Genomic DNA, 24,346 nt, shown 5'->3' with positions numbered 1-24,346 from the left:
AGCTGAGAGCTTTTTTAAATCATTAAAGACCGAATTAATTTATGGCAACAAACTCATAACGAAGCAACAAATGGAACTAGAAATCTTTGAATACATAGAAATCTGGTACAACAAAAAAAGACGCCACAGTGCATTGAATTACAAAACAATAGAAGAATTTAATAATCAAAACAACATTTACAAAAATGTCGCTTAACTTTAACTGTAATTTTTATTTGCATATCCATTTATTGATGTTACCAAATATATACTGCATACGATTGGCATAAGCCGTGTTTTGAGCTTGCATATTGAAAAATGTAGCCAAGAACACAAGAAATAATAGAATTTTTTTCATTTTTATAGATTTTAAGAGTTATGGTATATATTGTAAATCGAAACGACCATTAGTAATATTTATATTTTCGCATTCATTTGTTTGAGTAGAAAAATTAAATGTTCCAGAAATAATAAAATTAGTTTGGTCAAATTTGGTTATTGTTAAAGTACCAGAGGTAGTGTGATCATAGTCATAATAACAACCTTCTCCATTATTAACAAATATTGCTAAATTATTAGGGAATAAAGTCAAATCATATGGAGTATTTAAATTTATTGGGGCACTAATATTGATACTTATGCGCTTATCCATAATAGAATTATCAATGCCTCCACCAATTTGTAAAACACCTCCTTGATATATTGCAGTTTGGTTTGATGTGTTTGATACTACAAAAGGTTCACCATTAATTAAGCACCCAAAGGTATTTGCCCCAGTTTGTGTTGCTGGTGGTAGTTGGTCAATAGGGTTTTGTGGTTTGTCATCTTCATTGTTACAACAACTTAAAGTAAAAGTTGTGAGTAAGAGTAATAAAATTCTTTTCATTTTTTATAGATTTTAAAAGTTAGGGTATATATTGTAAATCAAATCTACCGTTAGTAATATCAATTATGCCTTCACAGTTATCAGATATTGATTTAAATTCAAATGTTCCAGAAACTATAAAATTGATATTGTCTAATTTAGTTATTGTTATACTACCTGAATAATTACTTGATGTAAAATAAAAACAGTTTTGATTTTCTATATAATATTCTCCTTTTGGTACAGAGTTAGAATTTAATACGTATGAATTATTTTCAGATATTATTTCTCCAATACTTGTTTCACTTATAAAAATACTTACTTGAGAAAAATTATTATCTATACTTTTTTGTCCTCCAATTAATAATCCACCTCCTTGATATATTGCAGTTTGGTTTGATTTGTTTGATACTACAAAAGGTTCACCATTAATTAAGCACCCAAATGTGTTTGCACCCGTTTGTGTTGCTGGTGGTAATTGGTCTATAGGGTTTTGTGGTTTGTCATCGTCGTTGTTGCAACAGCTTAAGGTAAAAGCCGTGAGCAAAAGTAGAATTAGTTTTTTCATAGTACAAAAATTTTAGTAAAAGTAAACCTATTCTATAAAAGCAAGAAAAATTGTTAGTTATCTATTGGTTAAGTTGTGTTAAAGTTTTGGTTGTGCGGTTTAACTATTACTTACCATGAAAAGTTGTAATGAATTTAGATTTTGTAATAGCCAAAAACTCAGGAAAAGGGTTGGGGGAATGAGAACCAAAAGTAAATTGTAAAGAAGCATGCAGTGAAGAAAATCACCCCAAAAATGGAAGAATTGAATTATAATTGTGAAGAAATAAGTATATCATTCAAACCAAACAAAAAAAGACTATCAGAAACGGTAGTCTCTTAGTGTGCTATTGACAATGACTTCGGAGAGCTACAGTGACCAGGAAACTACTTTAACTCCTTAATCGCCGAAGCGAGAATCCAGCCTTCTGTTTCGTCTGCTAATTGAATCTTTTTCCAATTATCAAGTGTTTCTATTACCATCACTTTAGTTCCTTCATGAAGCATAAAAGATTCTGTGGCATTGTTTCGCGGTTCATTCTTAACCGAAACAACCTCCTCAAATACAATAGCAGGTCTTTCACTTTGATGTACGTTTTGCTCCATGATTGCGGCTCCAATTGCAACAAGCATTAAAAACGGAATAAAAAACATGCCAATAAAGAAAATTCGTTTTAACAAAGTTGTTTGCGAAAAGTAATAACCCATAAAAAAAATCAAAAATAGAAACGCTAAAAACACGGCAATGTAGCCCCAAGAATTTACATGAAAAAGACCTGTAAAATCACGAACTATTTTTTCAAACCCTACTTTTTGCACTTCTTTGATGTCGTCAATGGTTCTGTTTTTGGCGAATTTTAAGTTGTTTTGAATGTCTTTATCGTTTGGACTAATCATCAATGCTTTTTCATAATAATAAATAGCTGGTGCAATTTGATTGAGTTTGTAATAGCTATTCGCTAAATTATAATACAAATCACACGATTCTTTTTTATCTTTTACAATTCGCTCATAGGCAGTTACCGCTTCTTGATAATTCCCTTTTCTATACTGCTCGTTTCCTTGTTCAAAAACACTTTGTGCCCAAAAGGTTTGGGTTAGGAAGAGCAATAAAAATAGTATTTTCTTCATGGTTTTGAATATTAAGAAATTTGTTTTTCGAGTTCAGAAATCACTACAACCGCTTTGTCAAAATCTTGTTGCATCGCCACGACTGAAGACGGAGCATAACGTGCCATTTCGCAGTTTTCTTTTAATTGTATAAAATGTGCAATGGTTTCGGGTTGTGCGTTTTTATCGGCTAAGAAAACTTTAATGCTTTCTTTGCTCATTTCTGAAGTTTCAATTTTGAGTTTCGCTTTTAAGAAATTATGTAAGGATTTTTCAAGAGCGACATAAAAAGGTTCTTTGTTACCGATTTGTTTTTTGGCTTCTGATAAATATTTCTTCGCTAATTTGTTATTCAATCTCAATCGATTGCCAATGACATCTCCATCAATGGCTTCTTTTTTCTTTTTAAACAAAATAATAAACGGAATTAACAAAAAAGGAGCGGCAAGTAATCCATAAAATAAAGTAGATCCAAAAAAATCTGATTTATGAGTAGGTTTCAACTTGGTTTTTAAGTGAATGAATTTAAATTGATCTCCTGCTGAAACCGTTTTTTTGTCTCCAGCAGCAACAGTAGTCGCTATGGTATTTCCGCTTGAAACTGGACCATCTGCTACATTTATACTAATTTCTTTTGAGGTAATCGTTTTATATTTCTCTGTTCCTAAATCAAAATAAGAAAATTGAATTGGTTTAATGATATAGCTTCCTTTAAATTGTGGAATAATGGTATATTTATCTAAAATAACACCGTTCATGCCTGAAAGCGGCGTGTTAACCGTTTCAGAATGTACGGGATCATACATTTCTAAAGCCGATGGAACTACTGGTTTTGGCAAACTAAATAATTTTAAATTGCCATTTCCAGAAACACGAACGTCCAATTCCATGCTTTCACCATTTTTTAAATTAGTGCGAGAAGGTGTTACGCTAAACTCGAATTTTCCGACCGCTCCACCAAAATCAATTGGTTTTCCATTTTCTGGTAAGGATTTTACGTTTATAACTCTACTTCCAGCAGAAACACGTTTGTGGTCTTTGGTTAACATCACTTGTCCGAAAATATTTCTTCGGTTAGTAGGTAATTCCACATCAATATCTAAAGCTAACGGTTCGATTTCTAGTTTCCCCGCTTTTTGCGGATACAATACTGTTTTTCGGAGAACCACATAGCGAAAACGTTCGCCATTATACATTCCTTCTTCGGCAACTAATTGTTTGATATCGATGTTTTGACTCCAAAAATTATTGTATTTGGGTTTGTCTAATTCTCGCCAATTCGTGATTCCGATGTTATGACTGAAATACAATTTATAAACCACCGTGATGGGTTCGTTTAAATACGGGTTCGTTTTGCTCACATCAGCCACTAAATACAAGGCATCGTTTATAGAAATAGAATTGTCATTCGGGTCGCGAGGCATTTCTACTGCGTCAGAAACTTTTACCGCAATGGGTGTTGTTTTATAAACTTGTCCGTTGTATTCAATAGAAGCTTGTTTAATAGAAATTGTTCCTTTTTGAGTAGGCAACAAATAGTAGGAATACGTTTTATTGAACGAGCTTTTACCGTTTACCCAGGATTGACTCACTTGTTGACTTGGACCTGCTACTACTCGAAAACCATCAAAAACGGGAGGCATAAAATTATCACCATCAAAATTCATCGTGAAATCTACACGCAACCGCTCGTTAAGTCCCAAAGTGGTTTTACTCACCTTTGACTCAAACTGAACTTGAGCATAAAGTCCTTGAAAACTTACTAATACTAATAAAATAAACTTTTTCATTTGTTTAAAACTCCTTTTCAAATTACCAATCTTTCTCGGTTGGGGTTGGTTTTGCTTTTATTTTTTGAGCATTCACTTTTTCCTGCACTTTTTTCTCTTCGTTATTGACTGCGTCTAATAAATTTTGAACACTTTCTTTTGAAATTCCAGAAGGCTGAGACTTTGGCTGACCGTTTTCGTCTTTTTGTTTATCGCCTTCTTTAGGTTGCTGTTTTTTCTCTTCGTCTTTTCCTTTTTCTTTATCCTCTTTTTGCTCTTCGTCGCCTTTGTTTTTATCTTTATTTTTTTCGTCTTGTTGATCGTCTTTCTTGTCTTTTTCAGGATCTTCTGGGTTGTTTTTTAGATATTCCTTCGCCAAAGCGTAATTATAACGTGTTTCTTCATCGGCAGGGTTGTTTCGCAAGGCGTTTTTATAGCTTTCAACGGCTTTGGAATATTGTTTTTCTTGCATAAAAACATTTCCTAAATTATGAAAAGCTTTGTGTTTTTCTTCTTTTGTTTTGGCTTTTTCTAGTGCTTTGGCATATGCGAATTTTGCTTCGCTAGGATGATTTTGCTTGTAAATAGCGTTGCCTAAATTATATGCTGGTGTTGCTCCTGAAATACCTTTAGAGTTTGAAATACGATATTGGGCTTCGGCAGCTGCGTAGTTTTTAGCATCAAATTCTTTATTGGCTTTAGGCAATACTTTATCCGTTTCTTTTTTTTCCGTTTGGGCTTGTAAAAAGAAAGTAAAAAATAATACGATAAGGGTTAAACGTTGCTTCATGACTCTTTTTCATTAAATAAGTTCAACTGGTTTATCCAACTAGTTTTTCGTTCTAACAAGAAAATATCTATCAAAAACATTAAAAAAGCAAATCCTAGAAACCATTGAAACTGCGACTGATAATCGGCAACTTGCGTGGTTTCAAATTCTGTTTTTTCAATATTATCTAAGGCATTTTTGATATATTCTAGCACCTCTTTTGTGTTTCCGCCATAAATATAGCCTCCTTTTGTTCCTTTTCCAATTTGTTTTAAGGCAACGGGATTTAATTTTGTAATGACTACTTCGTCATTTTGATCACGTTTAAAATTTTCTATAACTCCATTTCGTTTCAGAGGAATTGGTCCGCCTTTTTCTGTTCCAACGCCAATAGTGATAATTTTAGCTTTTACTTTTTTAGCTTCTTCAATTGCTCCTTCAAAGTCTTCCGAATGATCTTCACCATCAGAAATCAAAATAATTAATTTGTTGGTGGTGTTTCCTTTGTCAAAATAATTAGCCGATAATTTAATAGCTTCATCAAGCGAAGTTCCTTGCGAAGAAAGCATATCGGTATTCATGCTTTGCAGATACATTTTTGCTACGCCATAATCTGTTGTAATTGGTAAAACCGGGAACGCACTTCCTGCATAAGCTACAATTCCGATACGATCACTTCCCAACTGATTAATAATTTGCGAAACCAATTGTTTGGTTTTTTCTAGTCTGCTTGGTGCAACATCTTCGGCCAACATGCTTTTGGATACGTCGATGGCAAACACTACGTCTATTCCTTCCCGCTTGACGGTTTCTAATTTAGTTCCAATTTTTGGATTAACCAATCCCATAATTAAACTTGCCAATCCTAACAATAAAACAATCATTTTTAAAGTGGATTTAAATCTGGATTTTTCTGGACTTAATTTTTTTACTAATTCCAAATCGCCAAATTCGCGTTGTTTTTTTCGTTTCCAATAAAAATTGAAAAGAAACAGCAAGGCTAAGAGGGGAATAATCCCCAAAAAGTACATATATATTTTTTCGTCTAATTCGTACATCTTATATAAAACTTCTAAAAATAGTTTGTCTGGCTAAAATTTCAATTAATAACAATAAACCTGCAATCCATATTAAGGGTCTAAATTTTTCGTCGTAATTATAAAATTTTTGCTCTTCAATTTCAGTGGTCTCTAATTTATTGATTTCGCCATAAATAGCTTCTAACTTGCTATTGTTTGTTGCTCTAAAATATTTTCCGTCTGTTTTTTTTGCAATAGATTTCATCAAAACTTCATCAATTTCAACAGGCATCATCCGAAATAAAAATCCACCATTGGGAGCATACGCATACGGGGATTCGGCCATTCCGTTTGTTCCTAATCCAATCGTGTACACTTTAATGCCGTATTCTCTGGCAATGTCAGCTGCTGTTTCAGGCTCAATAAAACCTGCATTATTTACTCCATCGGTTAACAAAATGATGACTTTACTTTTTGCTTTACTGTCTTTTAATCGGTTAACGGCAGTGGCTAGTCCCATTCCAATTCCAGTACCGTCTTTAATGACGTTGTCATATTGAATGTCTTTTATCGCATTTATCACAACTGATTTGTCGCTGGTTACTGGCGTTTTGGTATAGCTTTCGGCTGCATATACCACAATTCCAAAGCGATCATTAGGTCTACCATCCACAAAATTGACTGCTACTTTTTTAAGTGATTCTAACCGGTTTGGTTTTAAATCTTTAGCCAACATACTTCCAGAAACGTCAACAGCAATCACAATGTCAATTCCGCGAGTCGTTTTAGTTTTGTTGCTCACATCTACGGTTCTTGGTCTCGCTAAAGCGATGATAATAAAACTTAAAGCCAGTAAACGCAATACAAAAAGAATCGGTTTCAATTTTGGTAAAACGGAACTCTTCATTTGAAATCCTTTAAGTGAACTTATTTTTAAAGTGGCTGTTTGTTGATTTCTTTTCCATATATGCCAAGCAATTGCAATGGGTAACAACGTAAATAACCAAAAAAACTGCGGATGTAAAAAAGTAATGTTTTCCATGGTTATTTCATTTTTGCAATTTCTACCGAATTCATAATACGTTCGGTTATTTCATTGGCCGGTTCATCTCCTTCTTCATGTAAAACCATTATTTGTTGCAATCCGCCTTCTTGAGCAAAATAAATTAATTCATAATACGTTTTGCGGCTTTTTTTTGTAATTGGGTCTATAATTGTCATCGTTCCAAATCCTCTTAACCCTTTAAAGCCTTCTTTAGAACTAAATTCTTCTTGTTTTAATAAAATATTTTGAGCTCCTCTAGCTTCCATCATTTTTAAAGAACCTTCCATCGCAACATTTAAATCGACTTCTATTTCTTGTTTGTATTTGCTAGTTAAAATCATCACATAATAATCGCTTAACAAACTTCCGTATCCAAACATTTGAATGTCTTTCATCAACGAAGCGGTTTCCTTATTTAAGTACGTTGAAACATCCATACGCGTCAATACTTTTGGTGTTTCAATTTTAATGGCGGGATTTCCATACTCGCTCAAAACCCATTCCCCTTCAAGCAATTCTTTGGTTGGATGACCGATTATTTTATCTTTTACAAAATCAAATCCTTTCGTTACTACTAAAATGGCAACCGATAGAAAAAGCACAAAAACAGCCGATAAAGCAATGGTTGTAATTTTACGTTTTCGTTTTTTTCTGGCTAATTTTTCAAGGTTTAGAGCGTTTAAATTCTCATAATCTACTTCGTCGTCTTCCACTTCTTCTGGAATAGATTGATGGATTTTAAAAATGGTTTTTTCAATTTTAATTTTATCGTCTTGAATTTCGTAATCTAGTGGTTTTGATTTGGCAAATTTTACTAAATCTGCTTGTTTTAAAACACGTTCTAAATGTTGAATGGTTTCATCCGTTAAGGATAATTTCTTTTTTAAAATTGCTATTTTAAAAGCGGCAATTAATTCATCAGTCGTACTTTCCATGGCTGGAATGTTAACGGCTTCTTCAATATAAGTACGGGCAATATCGGTCAATTCAGAATAATACGCCTTTACCTCTCCGCGTTCTACTAAACTTTTATTCTCTAAGGTTTTTAAATGAGCCGTTGCTTTTTCAATGGGCGAAGCAAAGAGTATTTCTTCTTCTTTTGGTTTTTTATTTTTCTTGATTAAATAATAAATCAAATACCCTAAACCGCCCAAAACAATTGCAATTAAAAGATAAACCCACCATGGCCAACCCACACTTTTTACTTGAGTAATCTCTTTAATATCATAAAGTGGTTGTTTGAGCGTATCGACAGCTACATTTAAAATTTCAACCGGAATACTGTCCGTAAAAAATGGCTTGGAATTAATGATTACTTGTAAGGAAGGAATCACAAATTTTCCGCTATCAAATTGTGTTAGACCATATTTTTTGATGAGTTGGAATTTAAAGTTTTCTTTGATGGTATCCACCGGATAACTTTCTAACACTTCCAATCTTCCAAAAAGTTTTGCGTCAGGAAACTTTACTTTAGAAAGGGTGTCAACCGTTGTTTTTAAAGTCAAATTGATTTGTGCTCCAATTTTAACTTTTGTGCTATCCACGGAAGAACTGACTCTTTTTGGTTGTGCAAAAAGAACCGACGTAAACATAAAAAAGAAGAGTACTACTTTATTTTTCATTTTGTTATTCAAAGCATTTTCAATATTGAATTAGCTTATTGTGCTGTTTTATCTTGATTTAAAATAACTTAATAGTTTGGTCACATAACTTTCATCCACTCGCGTGTTTACAACACCAGAGCCACAACGAGAAAACGTGTCTTTAAAATAATCAACTTGTTGATGATAGTGTTTTTCATATTCAAATCGAATGGATTTTGAGCCCGTGTTAATCAATTGCGTTTCGCCTGTTTCGGCATCTACCATATTGACCATTCCGATATTGGGCATTTTTTCTTCACGAATATCATAAACTCGAATTCCGGTAATATCATGTTTTTTTCCAGCTATTTTGAGCGTTTGTTCATATTGATCTTCTACCATAAAATCGGAAATCAAAAACACAATCGCTTTCTTTTTCATCACATTCGACAAAAACTTTAAGGCTTGTGAAAGGTTTGTTCTTCTGCTTTTAGGCTGAAATTCAATCAATTCACGAATAATTCGCAACACGTGCGATTTTCCTTTTTTAGGAGGAATGTACAATTCTATTTCATCAGAAAATAAAATCAAACCAATTTTATCATTGTTCTGTGTTGCCGAAAAAGCCATGGTTGCTGCAATTTCTGTTACAATTTCGCTTTTCAACTGGTTTTTTGTTCCAAAACTTTCTGAGCCAGAAATATCAACCATCAACATCATAGTTAATTCACGTTCTTCTTCAAAAACTTTGATATAAGGCTCGTTATAGCGAGCAGTTACATTCCAATCAATAGCTCGAACATCGTCGCCAAACTGATACTGTCGCACTTCAGAAAAAGTCATCCCTCGTCCTTTAAACGACGTATGGTATTCGCCCGAAAAGATATGATCGCTCAATCTTCGGGTTTTGATTTCTATTTTTCGTACTTTTTTAAGTAAATCTTTGGTTTCCATTGTGTCTAGTTTTCAGTCGCAGTTTTCAGTCAGAGTTGCTTCCCAGTTTAAACTGAAAACTGAGACTGAAAACTGAAAACTAAATTAAGGTACTTCAATCTCGTTTACAATCTTATTGATAATTTCTACCGTGGTTACGTTTTCGGCTTCGGCTTCATACGTTAGACCAATTCGGTGACGCAATACATCATGAACCACAGCACGCACATCTTCTGGAATTACATAACCGCGGCGTTTGATAAAAGCATAACATTTTGCGGCTGTAGCCAAATTGATGCTTCCTCGAGGAGAAGAACCAAAACTTATTAACGGTTTTAGACTTTCTAGTTTATATCTTTCAGGAAATCGGGTTGCAAAAATAATATCTAAAATGTATTTCTCAATTTTTTCGTCCATATACACCTCACGAACCGCTTCTTGGGCTCGGAGAATTTGATCAACAGAAATAACTGCATTTACTTTTTCATAACTTCCTTTTAAATTTTGACGAACAACCATTCGCTCGTCTTCCATTTTTGGATAATCAATCACTGTTTTCAACATAAAACGATCCACTTGTGCTTCTGGCAAAGGATATGTTCCTTCTTGCTCAATTGGATTTTGCGTAGCAAGCACTAAAAACGGTTTGTCTAACTTGAAAGTGGTATCGCCAATGGTTACCTGTTTTTCTTGCATCGCCTCTAAAAGAGCAGATTGCACTTTAGCAGGAGCTCGGTTTATCTCATCCGCTAAAACGAAATTGGCAAAAATGGGTCCTTTTTTGATAGAAAACTCATTTTGTTTCATGTTAAAAATCATGGTTCCCACCACATCGGCAGGAAGTAAATCGGGCGTAAATTGAATTCTGCTAAAAGAACCTTGCACCGCTTGAGCAAGGGTGTTGATTGCCAAGGTTTTGGCTAAGCCAGGAACACCTTCTAACAAAACGTGGCCTTGTCCCAAAAGACCGATTAGTAATCGTTCAATCATGTGTTTTTGTCCCACAATAACTTTGTTCATTTCATAGGTCAATAAATCAATAAACGCACTTTCTCGTTCAATTTTTTCATTGATTGCTCTAATGTCTAGCGTGGATGTATTTTCTTCCATAATTTATTTTTTAAAAGCTCAAATTTACTTTACAATTTAAAACAGTGCAAATTGAAAATTTTATTCCTTTCAAGATGTTAACATACCGTTAAAAGTTCCCTGAAAACATTGGTTTTAAGAGTGATTTGTGATTTAGTTTTTATAATTTTAAGACCTGAAGAAAGCTATTGTGTTTTACCGCTATAAAACAAGCTAACTTTCTTTAAAACACTGGTTTAATTTAAAGCATATAATAAAAATGAAAACAACCTTATCTTCGATTATCGCTGGAACCATGAATTGGGGTAGCTGGGACAAAAATTTGAGTGCTCCTGAAATGGCTCACTTGATTCACGTTTGCCATGAAAATCAAATTACTACTTTTGATCTTGCCGATGTTTATGGCGGTTATACCACCGAAGCCACTTTTGGGAAAGGCTTTAAGAACAGCAAAATTGACCGCTCTAAAATTCAACTGATTACCAAATGTGGTATTCAATATGTGAGTGAAAACAGAGAAAATCGTATCAAACATTATGATTATTCTAAAAAATACATTTTATGGTCGGTTGAAAATTCCTTAAAAAATTTAAACACGGATTATGTTGATGTTTTTTTACTTCATCGTCCAAGTCCGCTAATGGTTGCCGATGAAATTGCGGAAGCCGTGGAGCAATTAAAAAAAGACGGCAAAATTTTATCTTTTGGATTATCGAATTTTACGCCTTCGCAAACCGATTTAATTCAAAAGAAAATTAAAGTTTCCTATAATCAAATTCAGTTTTCGGCTACCCATTATGAACCGATGATTGACGGAAGTTTAGACCACATGGAATTACATCAAATCACACCCATGGCTTGGAATCCGTTAGGAACGGTTTTTAGAGAAGATACGGAGCAAACACGACGTTTAAAAAAACTATTTGTTCGCTTAGTAGAAAAATATGAAGTGGGCTCCGACTTACTTTTATTAACTTGGTTGATGCAACATCCAACTAAAGTCATTCCGTTAGCGGGAACGGTAAATATTGGTCGCATTCAACAATTAAAAAAAGCAAGCGAAATTCAAATGGATCGAGAAGATTGGTTTGAAATTTGGACAGAAAGTATGGGACATCGAGTGCCTTAATAAGTTTATAGTCGCAGTTTTTAGGTGTCGCAAAAGGATAATTTCCATTATTGGTCACTGAAAACTGCGACTGCGACTTAAAATTAAAAAAATGATTAACAAACGTTTACTTATCAAAAACTTATTAGCTCATCATGATGAGAATAGTTTTTATGATAAAAAACGACAATTAAACCTTCATACGATAGAGGGCAAGGCCAAGTTTTTAAAACATATTTGTGCGTTGTCCAATTCCAATCCTTCAAACAATTCCTATATTGTGGTAGGTGTAGAAGACCAAGATAATGAAATTCGTGGCAATGATTTTTTTGATGATAGCCGGATTCAAAATTTAGTCAATGCTTATTTAGAAAATCCGCCTAAAATTCAATATGAAAATGTGCCTTTTCCTAATTTACCAAAAGATAAGGTAGTAGGTTTGGTTACAATTCGTTCGAATTCTAAAATATCGGCCTTCAAAAAAGGAATTTACACCATTTCCCCTCGCAGTATTTTTATTCGTCGCGGTAGCAATTCCATTCCCACTCAGGATAAAATTCCGTTTTCAAAATTGAATACTGAAACCGTTATCGGGATTGAAAATAGTTCGAGAAACAGTATTTCGCATACGCTAGAAAGTGTATTGGACTTTATGAATCATCGTCACAAAGACATGACCACCAACTATTTAGTTTTTAAAGAGCTTTTTGTAGTTTGTTGGGCGGGAACAAAAAAACGAATTCGCGACAAAATTTTTTATTCCAGAGTTGATGTCGAATTAATTAATGAACAAGTTAAATTGTTTTATTCAGCTTTTGATGAAGTAACGATTGATTATGATGACCATACTTTTTCAATCACCGAATATGTTCCTTTGGGTTTGAATGACAAAACGAGTTATTATCCGTTAGAAAAACAAACCCTTACTTTTTTTGACAATGGCTATTATAAAATAGAAACCACTTTTTTATTTGATCCGCCACAGTATAATCGCAAGATGATGTTTCATATTTATAATGCCCATTTGGCGTTGCTTCAAAAGATACAAAAAGGCATGATTTTATCAGAAAATGAGCTTAAAGACAGTTTGAATTTGCCTTCCACCTTAATGATTTGTTACTTAAACGGATTTGAAGAAGCCAAACAAAAATTAATTGATGCCAAACCGTTTTTAAAAATGATTGGAAACTCGATGGTTTATACTAATTTTAAAGAAACCATGCGAATTTTAAGAAAGGTGAAATATGATAGAAACGAGTAAGAATAGGAAGTTTTTAGAATAATTTTTAAAATAAAAAGACGATGAGTTATTTTATAAAATTATTTTCACTTCAACTGTTCTGAATTACAGCAGTAAACTCTTTTAATCTAAAAATGATACCTTTGCAAGGTTTTTAAAAATAATTATGAGTAAAACATACGTCATTGGCGACATTCACGGAGGTTTAAAAGCGGTAGAACAAGTGTTAGCGAAAGCTTCGGTACAACCTGAAGATACTTTGGTTTTTTTAGGTGATTATGTAGATGGCTGGAGTGAATCGCCACAAGTAATTGATTTTTTGATTCAGTTAGGAGAACGTCAAAAGTGCATTTTTATTCGTGGAAATCACGATGAACTTGTTTTAGATTGGATGGACAATGGCAATAAAAACATTGACGAAGACATGTGGTTCAAACATGGTGGCGAAGCAACCGTTAAAGCCTATTCCACAGTTTCTATAGAAAAAAAACAAGCTCATATTGCTTTTTTAAAATCGCTTCAAGATTACTATATCGACGCTGAAAACCGTCTTTTTATTCATGCTGGCTTTACCAATAGTCACGGAGTGGCTTATGAATATTTTCCGGAACTCTTTTATTGGGACAGAACTTTGTGGGAAACTGCTCTAGCATTGGATCCTAGAATGGAAAAAGATAGTGTTTTTTATCCGAAAAGGCTTACCTTATATTCAGAAATTTATATTGGTCATACGCCTACAACTCGAATAAATCAAACAACTCCTGTTAATAAAGCTTGTGTTTGGAACGTAGATACAGGTGCCGCTTTTAAAGGACCATTAACTATCTTAAATGTAGAAACAAAAGCCTTTTTTCAAAGTGATCTTTTACCCGTTCTTTATCCAAATGAAATTGGGAGAAATTAATTCTTATATTTGTCAAAAATTTTATATCATGAAAAAAATAGTACTATTCGGTTTATTACTAACTGCTGGTTTTGCAAACGCACAAGCTTACAAAGGAAAAGGGGATCAAAAATTTCAAGTTGGAGCAAATTTTCAAGATCATGCTACTGGAATTATGCTCACCTATGACCATGGTTTGGGTGAAAACATTTCAATTGGACTTCAAACAACTTACCTTCTAGGTGTAGATGGTGACAACTCTAATTTTGATGATGATTTTGACGTCAAAGCTCGGTTTAGTGCCAATATTGGAAATGTGTTAAAACTGCCTACAAATATGGATATTTATCCAGGTTTAGATTTAGGTTTACGTAATTTTGGAGCTCATGCGGGTATTCGTTATTTCTTTTCAGATGGATTTGGTTTATTTACAGAAGTAGGTATTCCTATTGCCTCTTATAAAAATAATCCTGTCGGTTACGATAAATTAAATAACCAGTTTCAATTTAATATTGGAGCTTCTTTTAATCTATAAATCAGATTTCTGTGAGTCCTATTGAAAAAAAATTACACGATCGAAGCCATTCCACTTGTGAAATTAGTGGTTCACAAGACCATTTGGTGGTTTGTACACTTGCTCCACACAGTGAAGAAAGTTTGGACCACAGTGTGTTAATTACACAATCCTTGAAAGAACAAATTGAAAATCCAGAAACAACTAATCCGGATGATTGGCGAGGATTAAACGATAGTATGTGGAACGAACATGTTCCTGTGCAAGTTTTATCTTGGCGGATGCTTTCTCGGTTGAAAAAACAGGATTTGGTAGAAATGATGTATTTAGACGAAGAAACCTTAGCTTGGGCAAAATCCACTGGCGAAGATGACGACGACGAAGGCAAAATCATTCATAAAGACACCAATGGAAATATCTTGAAAGATGGTGACTCAGTCGTTTTAATAAAAGATTTGGATGTGAAAGGTGCTAATTTTACTGCTAAACGTGGAGCTGCCGTTCATAATATTAAATTAGTTTGGGATAATGCCGAACAAATTGAAGGAAGAGTAGAAAACCAAAGTATTGTGATTTTAACGCAATATGTAAAGAAGACCAAATAATTTAAAATATTTATATACTATTTGAGATTCCTCCTTTGTCGGAATGACACAGTTACAAGAAAAAAACCCTGCTAAGCATAAAGTTTAGCAGGGTTTTTCTATATTCTCAAAAATAACTAATCACTAACGGTTAGTCACTAATCACTCAAATATTACAAATCAAATTTAATTCCTTGTGCCAATGGCAATTGATCTGAATAGTTGACCGTATTGGTTTGTCTTCGCATATAAACTTTCCAAGCGTCTGAACCCGATTCACGGCCTCCGCCAGTTTCTTTTTCACCACCAAAAGCACCACCAATTTCAGCACCAGAAGTTCCGATGTTTACATTGGCAATTCCACAATCTGAACCTGAAAATGATAAGAATTTCTCCGCTTCTTTTAATTCATTGGTCATAATGGCAGATGATAATCCTTGAGCCACTCCGTTTTGCAATTCAATTGCATTTTCAACTTCACCTGAATATTTCATTAAATATAAAACAGGAGCAAACGTTTCATGTTGCACGATTTCGTAATGATTCTCAGCTTCTATAATTGCAGGTTTTACATAGCAACCCGATTCATAACCTTCGCCAGAAAGTACGCCGCCATCGACTAATACTTTACCGCCTTCCGCTTTTGCTTTTTCAATAGCTGCCAAATAGGTATTGACTGCTTCTTTATCAATTAATGGGCCGATATGATTTTTTTGGTCTAATGGATTTCCAATCGTTAATTGACCATAAGCTCCCACAATGGCATCTCTTACTTTATCATAAACTGATTCGTGAATGATTAATCTTCTTGTTGAAGTACAACGTTGTCCAGCCGTTCCTACGGCTCCAAAAACAGCACCAGGAACAACTACTTTTAAATCGGCTGTTGGCGTGATGATAATGGCGTTGTTTCCGCCTAATTCTAATAACGATTTACCGAAACGTTGTGCAACGGTTGTGCCTACAATTCTTCCCATTCGGGTTGAGCCTGTCGCAGAAATTAAAGGAATTCTAGCATCTGTCGTCATCATTTCGCCTACTTTATAATCGCCGTTGATGATGCATGAAATACCTTCTGGCAAGTTGTTTTCTTTTAAAACCCCAGCGATAATATTTTGACAAGCGATGGAGCACAAAGGAGCTTTCTCGGAAGCTTTCCAAACACAAACATCGCCACAAATCCAAGCCAAGGCTGTATTCCATGCCCAAACCGCAACTGGAAAATTGAATGCAGAAATAATTCCGACAACACCAATCGGATGCCACTGTTCACGCATCACGTGACCTGGTCGTTCGGAAGGAATGACTTGTCCGTTTAGTTGTCGTGATAAACCAACTGCAAAATCACAGATATCAATCATTTCTTGCACTTCGCCGTATCCTTCTTGAAGCGATTTTCCCATTTCATAGGAAACTAATTTTCCAAGAGGTTCTTTTAATTCTCTTAATTTATTTCCGAATTGACGAACGATTTCGCCTCTTTGCGGAGCTGGCATTGCTCTAAATGTTTTGAAAGCAGTGGTTGCTGCTTGCATTACTTTTTCATAATCTGCCGTCGTGGTTGTTTTTACTTTACCAATTAATTGACCATCTACGGGCGAGTAGCTTTCGATGATTTCGCCGTTTGCAAAATGATTATTTCCAGTCGACGTTCCTTCATTTATGGCTTTTACACCTAATATTGCTAAAGCTTCGGTCATGCCGAATTGTTGTGCGATTGTTGACATTATAACTTTTTTAAAGGTTTTTGTTATATTTTGATGCGAAGATACCGAATTTATTTTGTTCTGAAAACTGCTTTTGTGACAATGTCTTGATTTGCAGCCCCGATGGTAACAGAAAGCTTTTTTGAGAAAAATTTTTAGTTTTGTAGCCAAACAAAAGCGACCATCGGAAGCTCTTTGGGTGGCTTGCAAAACTTAATTTTTAGTAAAAAACTTGACGTGAACAGCGGGAAATGTCTGCACTAATTTTAATTTAAAGTTTCAGGTTTTTACTTGGAGACGAATCGAGGGTCGGTATCCATGATGGTGCCGCAATTTTTACAAGTCCGCAATTTTTTTGAACCGTAAAAGTGTTTAAAATGAGCCAGAAAATCGACTTCAATGTCTTTGAGTTCAAAGTAAACTTCGTAGAGTTTATGGTTGCAATTGTCGCAAAACCAAAGTAATCCATCGGGAATAGCTTGACCCAAACGTTTTTTTTCGACCACTAATCCGATGGAATTTGCTTCTCTAACGGGTGAATGCGGTGTTTTAGCCGGAAGAAGAAACATATCTCCCGGACCAAGTTGCATGGCTTTTTTCTCGCCCTCATCTTGTATGTAGACGGTGATGTTTCCTTCGAGTTGGTAGAATAATTCTTCTGTTTCGTTATAATGATAATCTTTTCTGGCATTTGGTCCCGCAACAATCATGACAATATAATCGCCAGAATCAACATACAGGTTTTTATTTCCGACTGGTGGTTTGAGCAGGTGTCGGTTTTTCTCAACCCATTGGATGAGATTAAATGGTTTTTGAACAGCCATAAGCACGAATTTAGAAATGTAAAGTTACGGAATAAAAAAAGCCGAACTGAATCGGCTTTCGTATTTATTTTATTTCTTTTACCAGATAGGCATAAATAGCAAAGTGGTCACTATAACCCGGTTCGCTTGGAGAATTTCGTAGCGGATATCCTTTATATTGGCCCGTAGTTTGCACTAAATAAGGTGGATTAAAAACTCCCGCTTTCCAATATTGGAAAGTAGAATAATCATTTCTAAAGAACGATTCGGTAAAAATCATTTGATCAAATAAATCCCAGGCATCTCGGTAAGCCAAAGAGCCAATTCCTTTTTTAGACATTTCTTCCATTGGATTATAAACATCGCCTGGTTTCAAACCTTCTTTAGAAGCTTTGGCACCCAATTCTTTTTTCACACTTTTATTATAAGGACCGTCATTTAAATCGCCCATAGTAATTACTTTGGCATCTGGATTAATTGTTCGAAGAGAGTCGATAATTTTACGGTTCAACGCTCCTGCCGCTTCTCGGTATGGGCTACTTCTTTTTTCGCCACCAGAACGCGATGGCCAGTGATTGACAATAAAATGTATTTCTTCGCCATCCATATAACCTGAAACTAGCAATTGGTCACGGGTATAGACGCGTCTGCCGCTGCCATCAATATTATAAATAATCAAAGGAATGTTGGCATGGCTGGTAGGCGTGAAATATTTTTTTTGATAAAGAAAACCGGTGTCAATTCCACGTCCGTCTGGCGAATCAAAATGTACAACTCCATAATCTTTTTCGGCTAATTTTGGCATTTTAACCAAATCTTCCAAAACACCTCTGTTTTCAATTTCGCACACGCCAATAATAGTTGGAGAATTTTTTTGTTTGTCGTTGACTCCGATTTCAGAAATAACTTTTTCTAAATTTTTTAATTTTTGTTTATACTTCTCATCGGTCCAGCCTTTAGCAGGAGTATATTCTGTATCATTCACATTATCATCGTCTTTGGTATCAAAGAGATTTTCGACATTGTAAAACGCAACGGTATGCACTTTAAATTTTTTTTCTTGAGCATTCGCGGTACTTATTGCGAAAATCACAAAAAAAGCAAGGAAAAACTGTTTAATTTTCATAAATGGTGTATTAAATTACTATCAAGTTTATTACAAACTTCGCACCAAAAGTAAATAATATTATTAAAAGATGTACATTTGCGGACTGTTAAGAAAAAATTAACTTAGCAAGCGTAAAATTAATTAAATATTTTTTATGAAAAAACTAGTATTTAGTATTTTACTTGTTTTACAATCGTTTTTTGTTTTTGCACAAGAAACATCAAGTATTACTGGTAAAATCATTGATTCTAAATCGCAGAAAGCACTACAAAGTATTGTGGTTTCAGTTCAAAATTCAACCATAATTAGGGTGACCAATGAACAAGGTCTTTTTACGATTGACAACGTGCCCTTGGGAGAACATCTTATCTTAATTAGAAGTTCGGGTTACACGCAACAACTAATTAAAGTAGAGGTTATTGCAGGACAAGTGCTTGACTTAGGTCTCATCTCTTTGGAAGAAGACATTACGTCTGAGCAACAATTGAGTTTAGTGACAATCACTGAAACCGATTTAGGTGATGACAACAGTGGTTCCGAAAACACAGCAGGATTATTACAGGCTTCTCGCGATGCTTTTCAACAAGTGAGTGCTTTTAATTGGGGACAAGCTCGTTTTAGAATTAGGGGTCTCGACAACGAATATGGTGTCACGATGATTAATGGTGTTATCATGAATAAAATTTATGATGGTAGACCACAGTGGAATAACTGGGGTGGATTAAATGACGCCACTCGTAATCAAGAATTTACAATGGGTTCTGGAGCTTCTGACCATACATTTGGTGGAATTTTAGGAACACAACAAATCTATACCAGAGCATCGATTTATAGACCTGGTACACGAGTTTCATTTTCTGGAACCAACACCAACTACAGTTGGAGAATGATGGGAACACATGCTTCTGGAATGAATGAGAACGGTTGGGCTTTTGTAATCTCAGCTTCTAGACGTTTTGCAGAAGAAGGTTATTTTGAAGGATCTGATTATTCTGCAAACTCGGTTTTTGCCAGTGTAGAGAAAAAAATCAACAACAAACATAGCTTGAATTTTATGTCAATTTATGCTCAAAATAGTCGTGGTAAAAATTCACCAAACTCGAATGAAGTAAACAGCATTGCTGGAGAAAAATACAATTCATATTGGGGTTATCAAGATGGGAAGAAAAGAAACTCTAGAGATAAAGATTTAGAAGAACCTATCTTAATGTTAAGTCATTATTGGACTATTAGTCCTAAAACTAAATTAAACACCAATTTGACTTATCAATTTGGTTCTGTTGCTAATTCTAGATTAGACTATCAAGATGTTACCAACCCAGACCCAACTTATTACCGTAATTTACCTAGTTACTTTACTTCATTATATAACAACAATGTTGATGAAGTATTACAACAAAATCCTGGTGCTTACCAACCTGGAGGTTTAGGAGGTCTTTATACGCCTGATTTAGTAGGAGCGGCAAATGCTAATTTCTTTACTCAACGTCAGATAGATTGGAATGCCATGTATCAAGCAAACTCAACTGCAATCATTGGAGCTGATGGTCAAGAAATTGGTCGTGAAAAAGCAAGAAGTAAATATGTACTTTACCAAGACAGAATGGATGATAAAACATTTACATTTAATACTGTTTTAAACACACAATTGTCAGACAACGTTAATATGAATGCGGGAGCTACGTACCGTCGTTTAAAATCAAATAGCTATCAATATCTTGAAGATTTATTAGGTGGTTTATATTATGATGATATCGACAACTTCCTTGACGGAGATGCTTCTCAAGCCGATTTAAATAATCCAGACAGAAAAGTTGTTGTAGGGGATAAATATGGCTATAATTATAATTTACACGCCAATGTAATTGATGCCTTTACACAATTTAAATTCACTTATAATAAAGTTGATTTTTATATGGCTCAAGAATTTGTTCGGTCAGAGTACCAAAGAGAAGGATTATATAAAAATGGAATTTATCCAACCACTTCTTACGGATACAGCCGAAAATTAGCTTTTGATAACTTTGGATTTAAAGGTGGCTTGACTTATAAATTAACAGGAAGACATTTGCTTACTTTCAATGCAGCGTATATGACAAAAGCTCCTTCGTTAAGAAATGCTTTTCCTAATGCTCGTTTAAATAACTTTATTTTTGACGGATTAGAAAGTGAAACTATTTCTAGTGCTGACTTAAGCTATGTGATTAGAGCTCCAAAATTAAAAGCAAGAATTACTGGTTATTACTCTAAAATTCAAGATGCAACAGAAACTTCTTTCTTTTATGCAGAAGGTGCTTTTGAAGAAGCTTTTGGTGATGGAGGAGATGCTTTCGTAGCAGAATTAGTAACGGGAATTGACAAACTTCAAATAGGTGGTGAGCTTGGTTTAGAATACCAAGTTACACAAACTATTAAAGCAACAGGAGCAATAGCTTATGGTCAATATACTTATACAAGCAATCCAAATGTTGCGTTAAACCGTGACGAAAATGCAGTAAATAATATTCCAACATTAGTAGATTACGGTTCTTCAAAATTAAAAGACTATAGAGTTCCTGGTTCTCCGCAACAAGCTTACTCTTTAGGTTTAGAATATAGAGATCCTAAATTCTGGTGGATTGGAGCGAACATCAACCATTTAGCCGACAACTATCTAGATGTAACTGCGTTAATGCGTACTGATAATTTTTATAAAAACCCAGCAGACATCAGTGGATATCCTTTTCCTGAAGCTACTGAAGAAAGAGGAAGAGAATTATTAAAACAAGAAAAATTTGATAGCTTTACCTTAGTGAATTTAGTTGGTGGAAAATCTTGGAGAATTAGTAAAAAGAATAGAAATACAATCGGTTTCTTTGCTTCTATCAACAATGTATTTGACGTGACTTATAAAACTGGTGGTTTTGAGCAAGCAAGAAATGCTAACTACAGAGAATTAAACCAAGACATTACAAGCGGAACACCTTCTTTTGCACCAAAATATTTTTATGGGTACGGAAGAACCTATTTTATTAACTTATACATAAACTTATAATAAAAATAATATGAAAAATACTAATTTAAAATCCATTTTATTCATGGCTTTGGCAGCTGGTTTCATGACAAGCTGCGTTAACGATGATGACTATGCTATTCCATCTTTGGAATGCGTAGATACTACTTTACAAAAAACAAAAGAAGTTTCTGAAATTCCAGCTGGAGCAAATATTACACAATATTTAGCTGATGATGTTATTGAAGCTTATGTGACTTCAAGTGATGAAGGAGGAAATTTTTACAAAACCATTTCTATGCAAACCTTAGATGGTACAAAAGCATTTAGTGTGCCTGTTGATGTCACTTCTTCTTTTATCAATTTTGAACCAGGTAGAAAAGTATTCATCAAAATGAAAGATTTATATACTGACGTCAGCAATGGCGGAATGCGTATTGGTGGAATTTTTATAAATGCTTCTAATGTTCCTTCAGTAGGACGTCTTTCAGAAACAGTTTATAGAAACGTTTTAAAACGTTCTTGTACTGTTGTTCCAGAAAGCAGTTTAGTGCAAACAGTAACTGTAGCTGAGGCTAAGAATGATGCTATGATTAACAAATTAATCGAAATAGAAGGCGTACAATTTTCGGATGCTGCTATTACATCAACATATTATGATGTTAACAACAGTTTAGGTGGAGCAACAAATCATTTATTAGTTGACTCTGAAGGAAATTCAGTTATCTTTAGAACGAGTAGTTTTGCAAATTATGCTGGAAAACCAGTAGCTGCAGGACGAGGAAAAGTAAGAGGAGTAATGACTAAATTTAATACGGATTACCAATTTATGGTTCGTACTGAAAATGATATTCAATTAACAGGAGAACGATTAGCTCCTTTATTTTCTGAAAACTTTGAAAGCATTGCTGCTACAGGTAACAATCAATTCATTGCTTTACCAGGATGGTCAAATGTATCAATCAATAGTGGTGCAGAAACATGGGAAGCTAGAATTTTTAGCGGTAATAAATATGCTCAAATGTCAGCTTTTGGGACAGGTGAAAACGCAGTAGATACTCGCTTAATTACACCTGCCATCAACCTAGATAATTCAACTGCTGAATTTATGCGTTTTGGATATAAAACAGGGTTTGCTAACGGTGTTGCTCTTTCTGTTTGGTATTCTACAGATTATGATGGTTCAGGAACACTTGCCGCTGTAAATGCTGCAACTTGGACACAATTCCCTATTACGCTTGGTGTTCAAGATACTTCTTATGCTTCTAACTTCTATAGTTCAGGAAACATTGACTTGTCTGGAATTAACGGAAATGTATTTATTTCTTTCCGTTATGAAGGTTCTACTAATGGCGTGAATACCACTTATCAAGTAGACAACATCGAAATCTTTGGAGAATAATAAAAAGACTATGAAAAAAATAACCCTTTTAGTAATGGCTGTTTTCGCGTTATGCATCTCGTGTGACGACGATGACGACACTGCATTTGTACAAGAAGACTTTGTTTTAGGAAAATGGTACCTCAATCAAATTGGTAGCATTAATGCTCAAAATAAAGTGGTTTATGTAGACTATGTTAACACCACCGATTGTGAAGATGATAACTTAGTTTTCAACGAAGACAATACTTTTGAAGAAAATGACTTTGAATTAATCAATTCAACATGTCAAAACCTTCAAAATACAGGTACATTTGATGTTCAAAGTAACAAAATCATTCTATCTACTATGGTAGATGGTGTCGCGATGGAACAAACCTATACAATTGTTTCTTTAACGTATGTAGATATCACAATTACTTATACGGATACAGAAACCAATAAAATTGTGTTTTTGAAATTTCTTAAACAAGCTTAAAATTTGTTTTAAATAAATAAAAAAGTGAGGTCGAAAGCCTCACTTTTTTTATTTTAATTCACTATAAATGACGTCCCAGGCTTTGGTTCGAATTGCTTTTTTATCATCAACTGTAAAACCTTGAGTTGGAATAAACTCATGAATTTTTACTCGCATTAATCCTGGACTTCCACTAAAAAAAGTATACGAAAAACGTTTTTTGTTATCGTAAAATGTAATCGGGATTATCGGAATTTGATGCTCAATAGCTAAGCGGAATGCTCCATCTTTAAATTCGGATAAAACAATCGATTCATCTTCTGGAACCATTCCTTCTGGAAAAATACAAATACTTAATCCTTGATTCAATCTTTTTTGAGCCCGTTCATAAACAGCTAAACGACTTTTAGAATTTTCTCTGTCTACTAAAATACAAGTTCGTTTATAGAAAAAACCAAATAACGGAATTTTAGACAATTCTTTTTTACCCACAAAAACAAAAGGGTTTTTAGCCACAACCAGCATCAACATAATGTCTGCCATGGAGGTGTGATTGGCTATCAACATATAACTTTCACCTTTTTTAAAGGCTTGCTCTTTCTTGACTATGGTAAAAAAACCCATTCCAAGCAAAACTCCTCTTGCCCAAAGCTGAGCTAATCTAAAAAAAAAGGGATACCACTTTTCTCGGAGAACAGAAAGCAATAAAAGCGGAAAAAATAGCACAATAATCACTCCCATGAGTAGATAAAACCATATCCGCCACAAGAGCCAAAAAAGCATTTTGAATATTTTCATAACGCCAAATGTAAGGAAACCCATGTAAATATTAAATCATATCCTTAACTTTGTTGACGTAATCA

Annotated in this window: 24 protein-coding genes; 9 read left to right on the top strand and 15 right to left on the bottom strand. The window is 34.4% G+C overall.

Translation table 11 applies throughout. From position 1 onward, the window contains the following. On the top strand, window positions 1–196 hold a 196-nt coding region (locus PHR76_RS01230; protein WP_300057495.1), incomplete at its 5' end, for an IS3 family transposase. Between the two features lie 15 nt (window positions 197–211). Here the strand turns inward: PHR76_RS01230 and PHR76_RS01225 are convergent. The 11 genes from PHR76_RS01225 to PHR76_RS01175 all read right to left on the bottom strand — a co-directional run bounded on the left by PHR76_RS01225 (window position 212) and on the right by PHR76_RS01175 (window position 10,728). Further along, entirely contained in the window at window positions 212–337 is a 126-nt protein-coding gene (locus tag PHR76_RS01225) for a hypothetical protein (RefSeq protein WP_300057493.1), read from the bottom strand. A gap of 18 nt (window positions 338–355) precedes the next feature. Next, window positions 356–865: a DUF6252 family protein gene (locus tag PHR76_RS01220; RefSeq protein WP_300057490.1), complete on the bottom strand. Its 510-nt coding sequence runs from the start codon at window positions 863–865 to the stop codon at window positions 356–358. Window positions 866–884: 19 nt separating this feature from the next. After that, entirely contained in the window at window positions 885–1,412 is a 528-nt protein-coding gene (locus tag PHR76_RS01215; protein WP_300057487.1) for a DUF6252 family protein, read from the bottom strand. A gap of 365 nt (window positions 1,413–1,777) precedes the next feature. After that, complete coding sequence (locus tag PHR76_RS01210) at window positions 1,778–2,521, bottom strand: tetratricopeptide repeat protein (protein WP_300057484.1); 744 nt, start codon at window positions 2,519–2,521, stop codon at window positions 1,778–1,780. Window positions 2,522–2,532: 11 nt separating this feature from the next. Continuing rightward, complete coding sequence (locus PHR76_RS01205) at window positions 2,533–4,290, bottom strand: BatD family protein (RefSeq protein WP_300057481.1); 1,758 nt, start codon at window positions 4,288–4,290, stop codon at window positions 2,533–2,535. Window positions 4,291–4,312: 22 nt separating this feature from the next. Further along, on the bottom strand, window positions 4,313–5,059 hold the full coding sequence (locus PHR76_RS01200) for a tetratricopeptide repeat protein (protein WP_300057478.1): 747 nt from the start codon (window positions 5,057–5,059) through the stop codon (window positions 4,313–4,315). Further along, complete coding sequence (locus tag PHR76_RS01195; RefSeq protein WP_300057475.1) at window positions 5,056–6,096, bottom strand: VWA domain-containing protein; 1,041 nt, start codon at window positions 6,094–6,096, stop codon at window positions 5,056–5,058. Before PHR76_RS01195 ends, PHR76_RS01200 begins: the two co-directional genes overlap by 4 nt. A 1-nt stretch (window position 6,097) precedes the next feature. After that, entirely contained in the window at window positions 6,098–7,099 is a 1,002-nt protein-coding gene (locus PHR76_RS01190) for a VWA domain-containing protein (RefSeq protein ID WP_300057473.1), read from the bottom strand. Between the two features lie 2 nt (window positions 7,100–7,101). Beyond that, window positions 7,102–8,724 (bottom strand): hypothetical protein, encoded by a 1,623-nt coding sequence (locus tag PHR76_RS01185; protein ID WP_300057469.1) that lies wholly within the window; start codon window positions 8,722–8,724, stop codon window positions 7,102–7,104. A gap of 48 nt (window positions 8,725–8,772) precedes the next feature. Beyond that, window positions 8,773–9,639 carry a DUF58 domain-containing protein gene (locus PHR76_RS01180; protein ID WP_300057467.1) on the bottom strand — a complete coding sequence of 289 codons (867 nt, stop codon included), beginning with the start codon at window positions 9,637–9,639 and terminating at the stop codon, window positions 8,773–8,775. Between the two features lie 84 nt (window positions 9,640–9,723). After that, on the bottom strand, window positions 9,724–10,728 hold the full coding sequence (locus PHR76_RS01175; protein ID WP_300057464.1) for a MoxR family ATPase: 1,005 nt from the start codon (window positions 10,726–10,728) through the stop codon (window positions 9,724–9,726). Window positions 10,729–10,966: 238 nt separating this feature from the next. Between PHR76_RS01175 and PHR76_RS01170 the strand changes: the two genes are divergently transcribed. The 5 genes from PHR76_RS01170 (at window position 10,967) to PHR76_RS01150 (ending at window position 15,057) form a co-directional block, all read left to right on the top strand. Continuing rightward, window positions 10,967–11,836, top strand: a complete 870-nt coding sequence (locus PHR76_RS01170) for an aldo/keto reductase (RefSeq protein WP_300057461.1) — start codon at window positions 10,967–10,969, stop codon at window positions 11,834–11,836. 91 nt (window positions 11,837–11,927) lie between these two features. After that, a complete protein-coding gene (locus PHR76_RS01165) occupies window positions 11,928–13,076 on the top strand; it encodes an ATP-binding protein (protein WP_300057458.1) in 1,149 nt (382 codons plus the stop codon). Between the two features lie 145 nt (window positions 13,077–13,221). Beyond that, complete coding sequence (locus PHR76_RS01160; RefSeq protein ID WP_300057456.1) at window positions 13,222–13,959, top strand: metallophosphoesterase family protein; 738 nt, start codon at window positions 13,222–13,224, stop codon at window positions 13,957–13,959. A 28-nt stretch (window positions 13,960–13,987) separates the two neighbouring features. Next, window positions 13,988–14,473 (top strand): DUF6646 family protein, encoded by a 486-nt coding sequence (locus tag PHR76_RS01155; RefSeq protein WP_300057454.1) that lies wholly within the window; start codon window positions 13,988–13,990, stop codon window positions 14,471–14,473. Window positions 14,474–14,484: 11 nt separating this feature from the next. Next, on the top strand, window positions 14,485–15,057 hold the full coding sequence (locus tag PHR76_RS01150; protein ID WP_300057451.1) for an alkylphosphonate utilization protein: 573 nt from the start codon (window positions 14,485–14,487) through the stop codon (window positions 15,055–15,057). Between the two features lie 152 nt (window positions 15,058–15,209). Here the strand turns inward: PHR76_RS01150 and PHR76_RS01145 are convergent, their stop codons facing one another. The 3 genes from PHR76_RS01145 to PHR76_RS01135 form a co-directional block, all read right to left on the bottom strand. Next, window positions 15,210–16,763: an aldehyde dehydrogenase family protein gene (locus PHR76_RS01145; RefSeq protein WP_300057448.1), complete on the bottom strand. Its 1,554-nt coding sequence runs from the start codon at window positions 16,761–16,763 to the stop codon at window positions 15,210–15,212. A gap of 266 nt (window positions 16,764–17,029) precedes the next feature. Further along, complete coding sequence (locus PHR76_RS01140) at window positions 17,030–17,566, bottom strand: 3-hydroxyanthranilate 3,4-dioxygenase (RefSeq protein WP_300057446.1); 537 nt, start codon at window positions 17,564–17,566, stop codon at window positions 17,030–17,032. A 64-nt stretch (window positions 17,567–17,630) separates the two neighbouring features. Beyond that, the gene (locus PHR76_RS01135; protein WP_300057443.1) at window positions 17,631–18,671 is read right to left on the bottom strand and encodes an endonuclease/exonuclease/phosphatase family protein; all 1,041 of its coding nucleotides are present in this window, start codon (window positions 18,669–18,671) and stop codon (window positions 17,631–17,633) included. Between the two features lie 136 nt (window positions 18,672–18,807). Here PHR76_RS01135 and PHR76_RS01130 point away from each other — a divergent pair, with 136 nt between their 5' ends. The 3 genes from PHR76_RS01130 to PHR76_RS01120 are packed head-to-tail and all read left to right on the top strand — an operon-like array spanning window position 18,808 to window position 23,504. After that, window positions 18,808–21,687 (top strand): carboxypeptidase-like regulatory domain-containing protein, encoded by a 2,880-nt coding sequence (locus tag PHR76_RS01130; protein WP_300057440.1) that lies wholly within the window; start codon window positions 18,808–18,810, stop codon window positions 21,685–21,687. Window positions 21,688–21,697: 10 nt separating this feature from the next. Continuing rightward, on the top strand, window positions 21,698–23,047 hold the full coding sequence (locus PHR76_RS01125) for a DUF5689 domain-containing protein (protein ID WP_300057437.1): 1,350 nt from the start codon (window positions 21,698–21,700) through the stop codon (window positions 23,045–23,047). 10 nt (window positions 23,048–23,057) lie between these two features. Further along, entirely contained in the window at window positions 23,058–23,504 is a 447-nt protein-coding gene (locus tag PHR76_RS01120) for a hypothetical protein (protein ID WP_300057434.1), read from the top strand. Between the two features lie 48 nt (window positions 23,505–23,552). Here the strand turns inward: PHR76_RS01120 and PHR76_RS01115 are convergent, their stop codons facing one another. Beyond that, window positions 23,553–24,281 carry a lysophospholipid acyltransferase family protein gene (locus PHR76_RS01115; RefSeq protein WP_300057431.1) on the bottom strand — a complete coding sequence of 243 codons (729 nt, stop codon included), beginning with the start codon at window positions 24,279–24,281 and terminating at the stop codon, window positions 23,553–23,555. Between the last annotated feature and the right edge of the window lie 65 nt (window positions 24,282–24,346).

Origin of the sequence: Flavobacterium sp., from assembly GCF_028689845.1 — a bacterium.
Lineage (GTDB): Bacteria > Bacteroidota > Bacteroidia > Flavobacteriales > Flavobacteriaceae > Flavobacterium.
The sequence above is the reverse complement of the archived record's forward strand: the minus strand, read 5'-3'. Positions and strand labels throughout refer to the sequence as shown.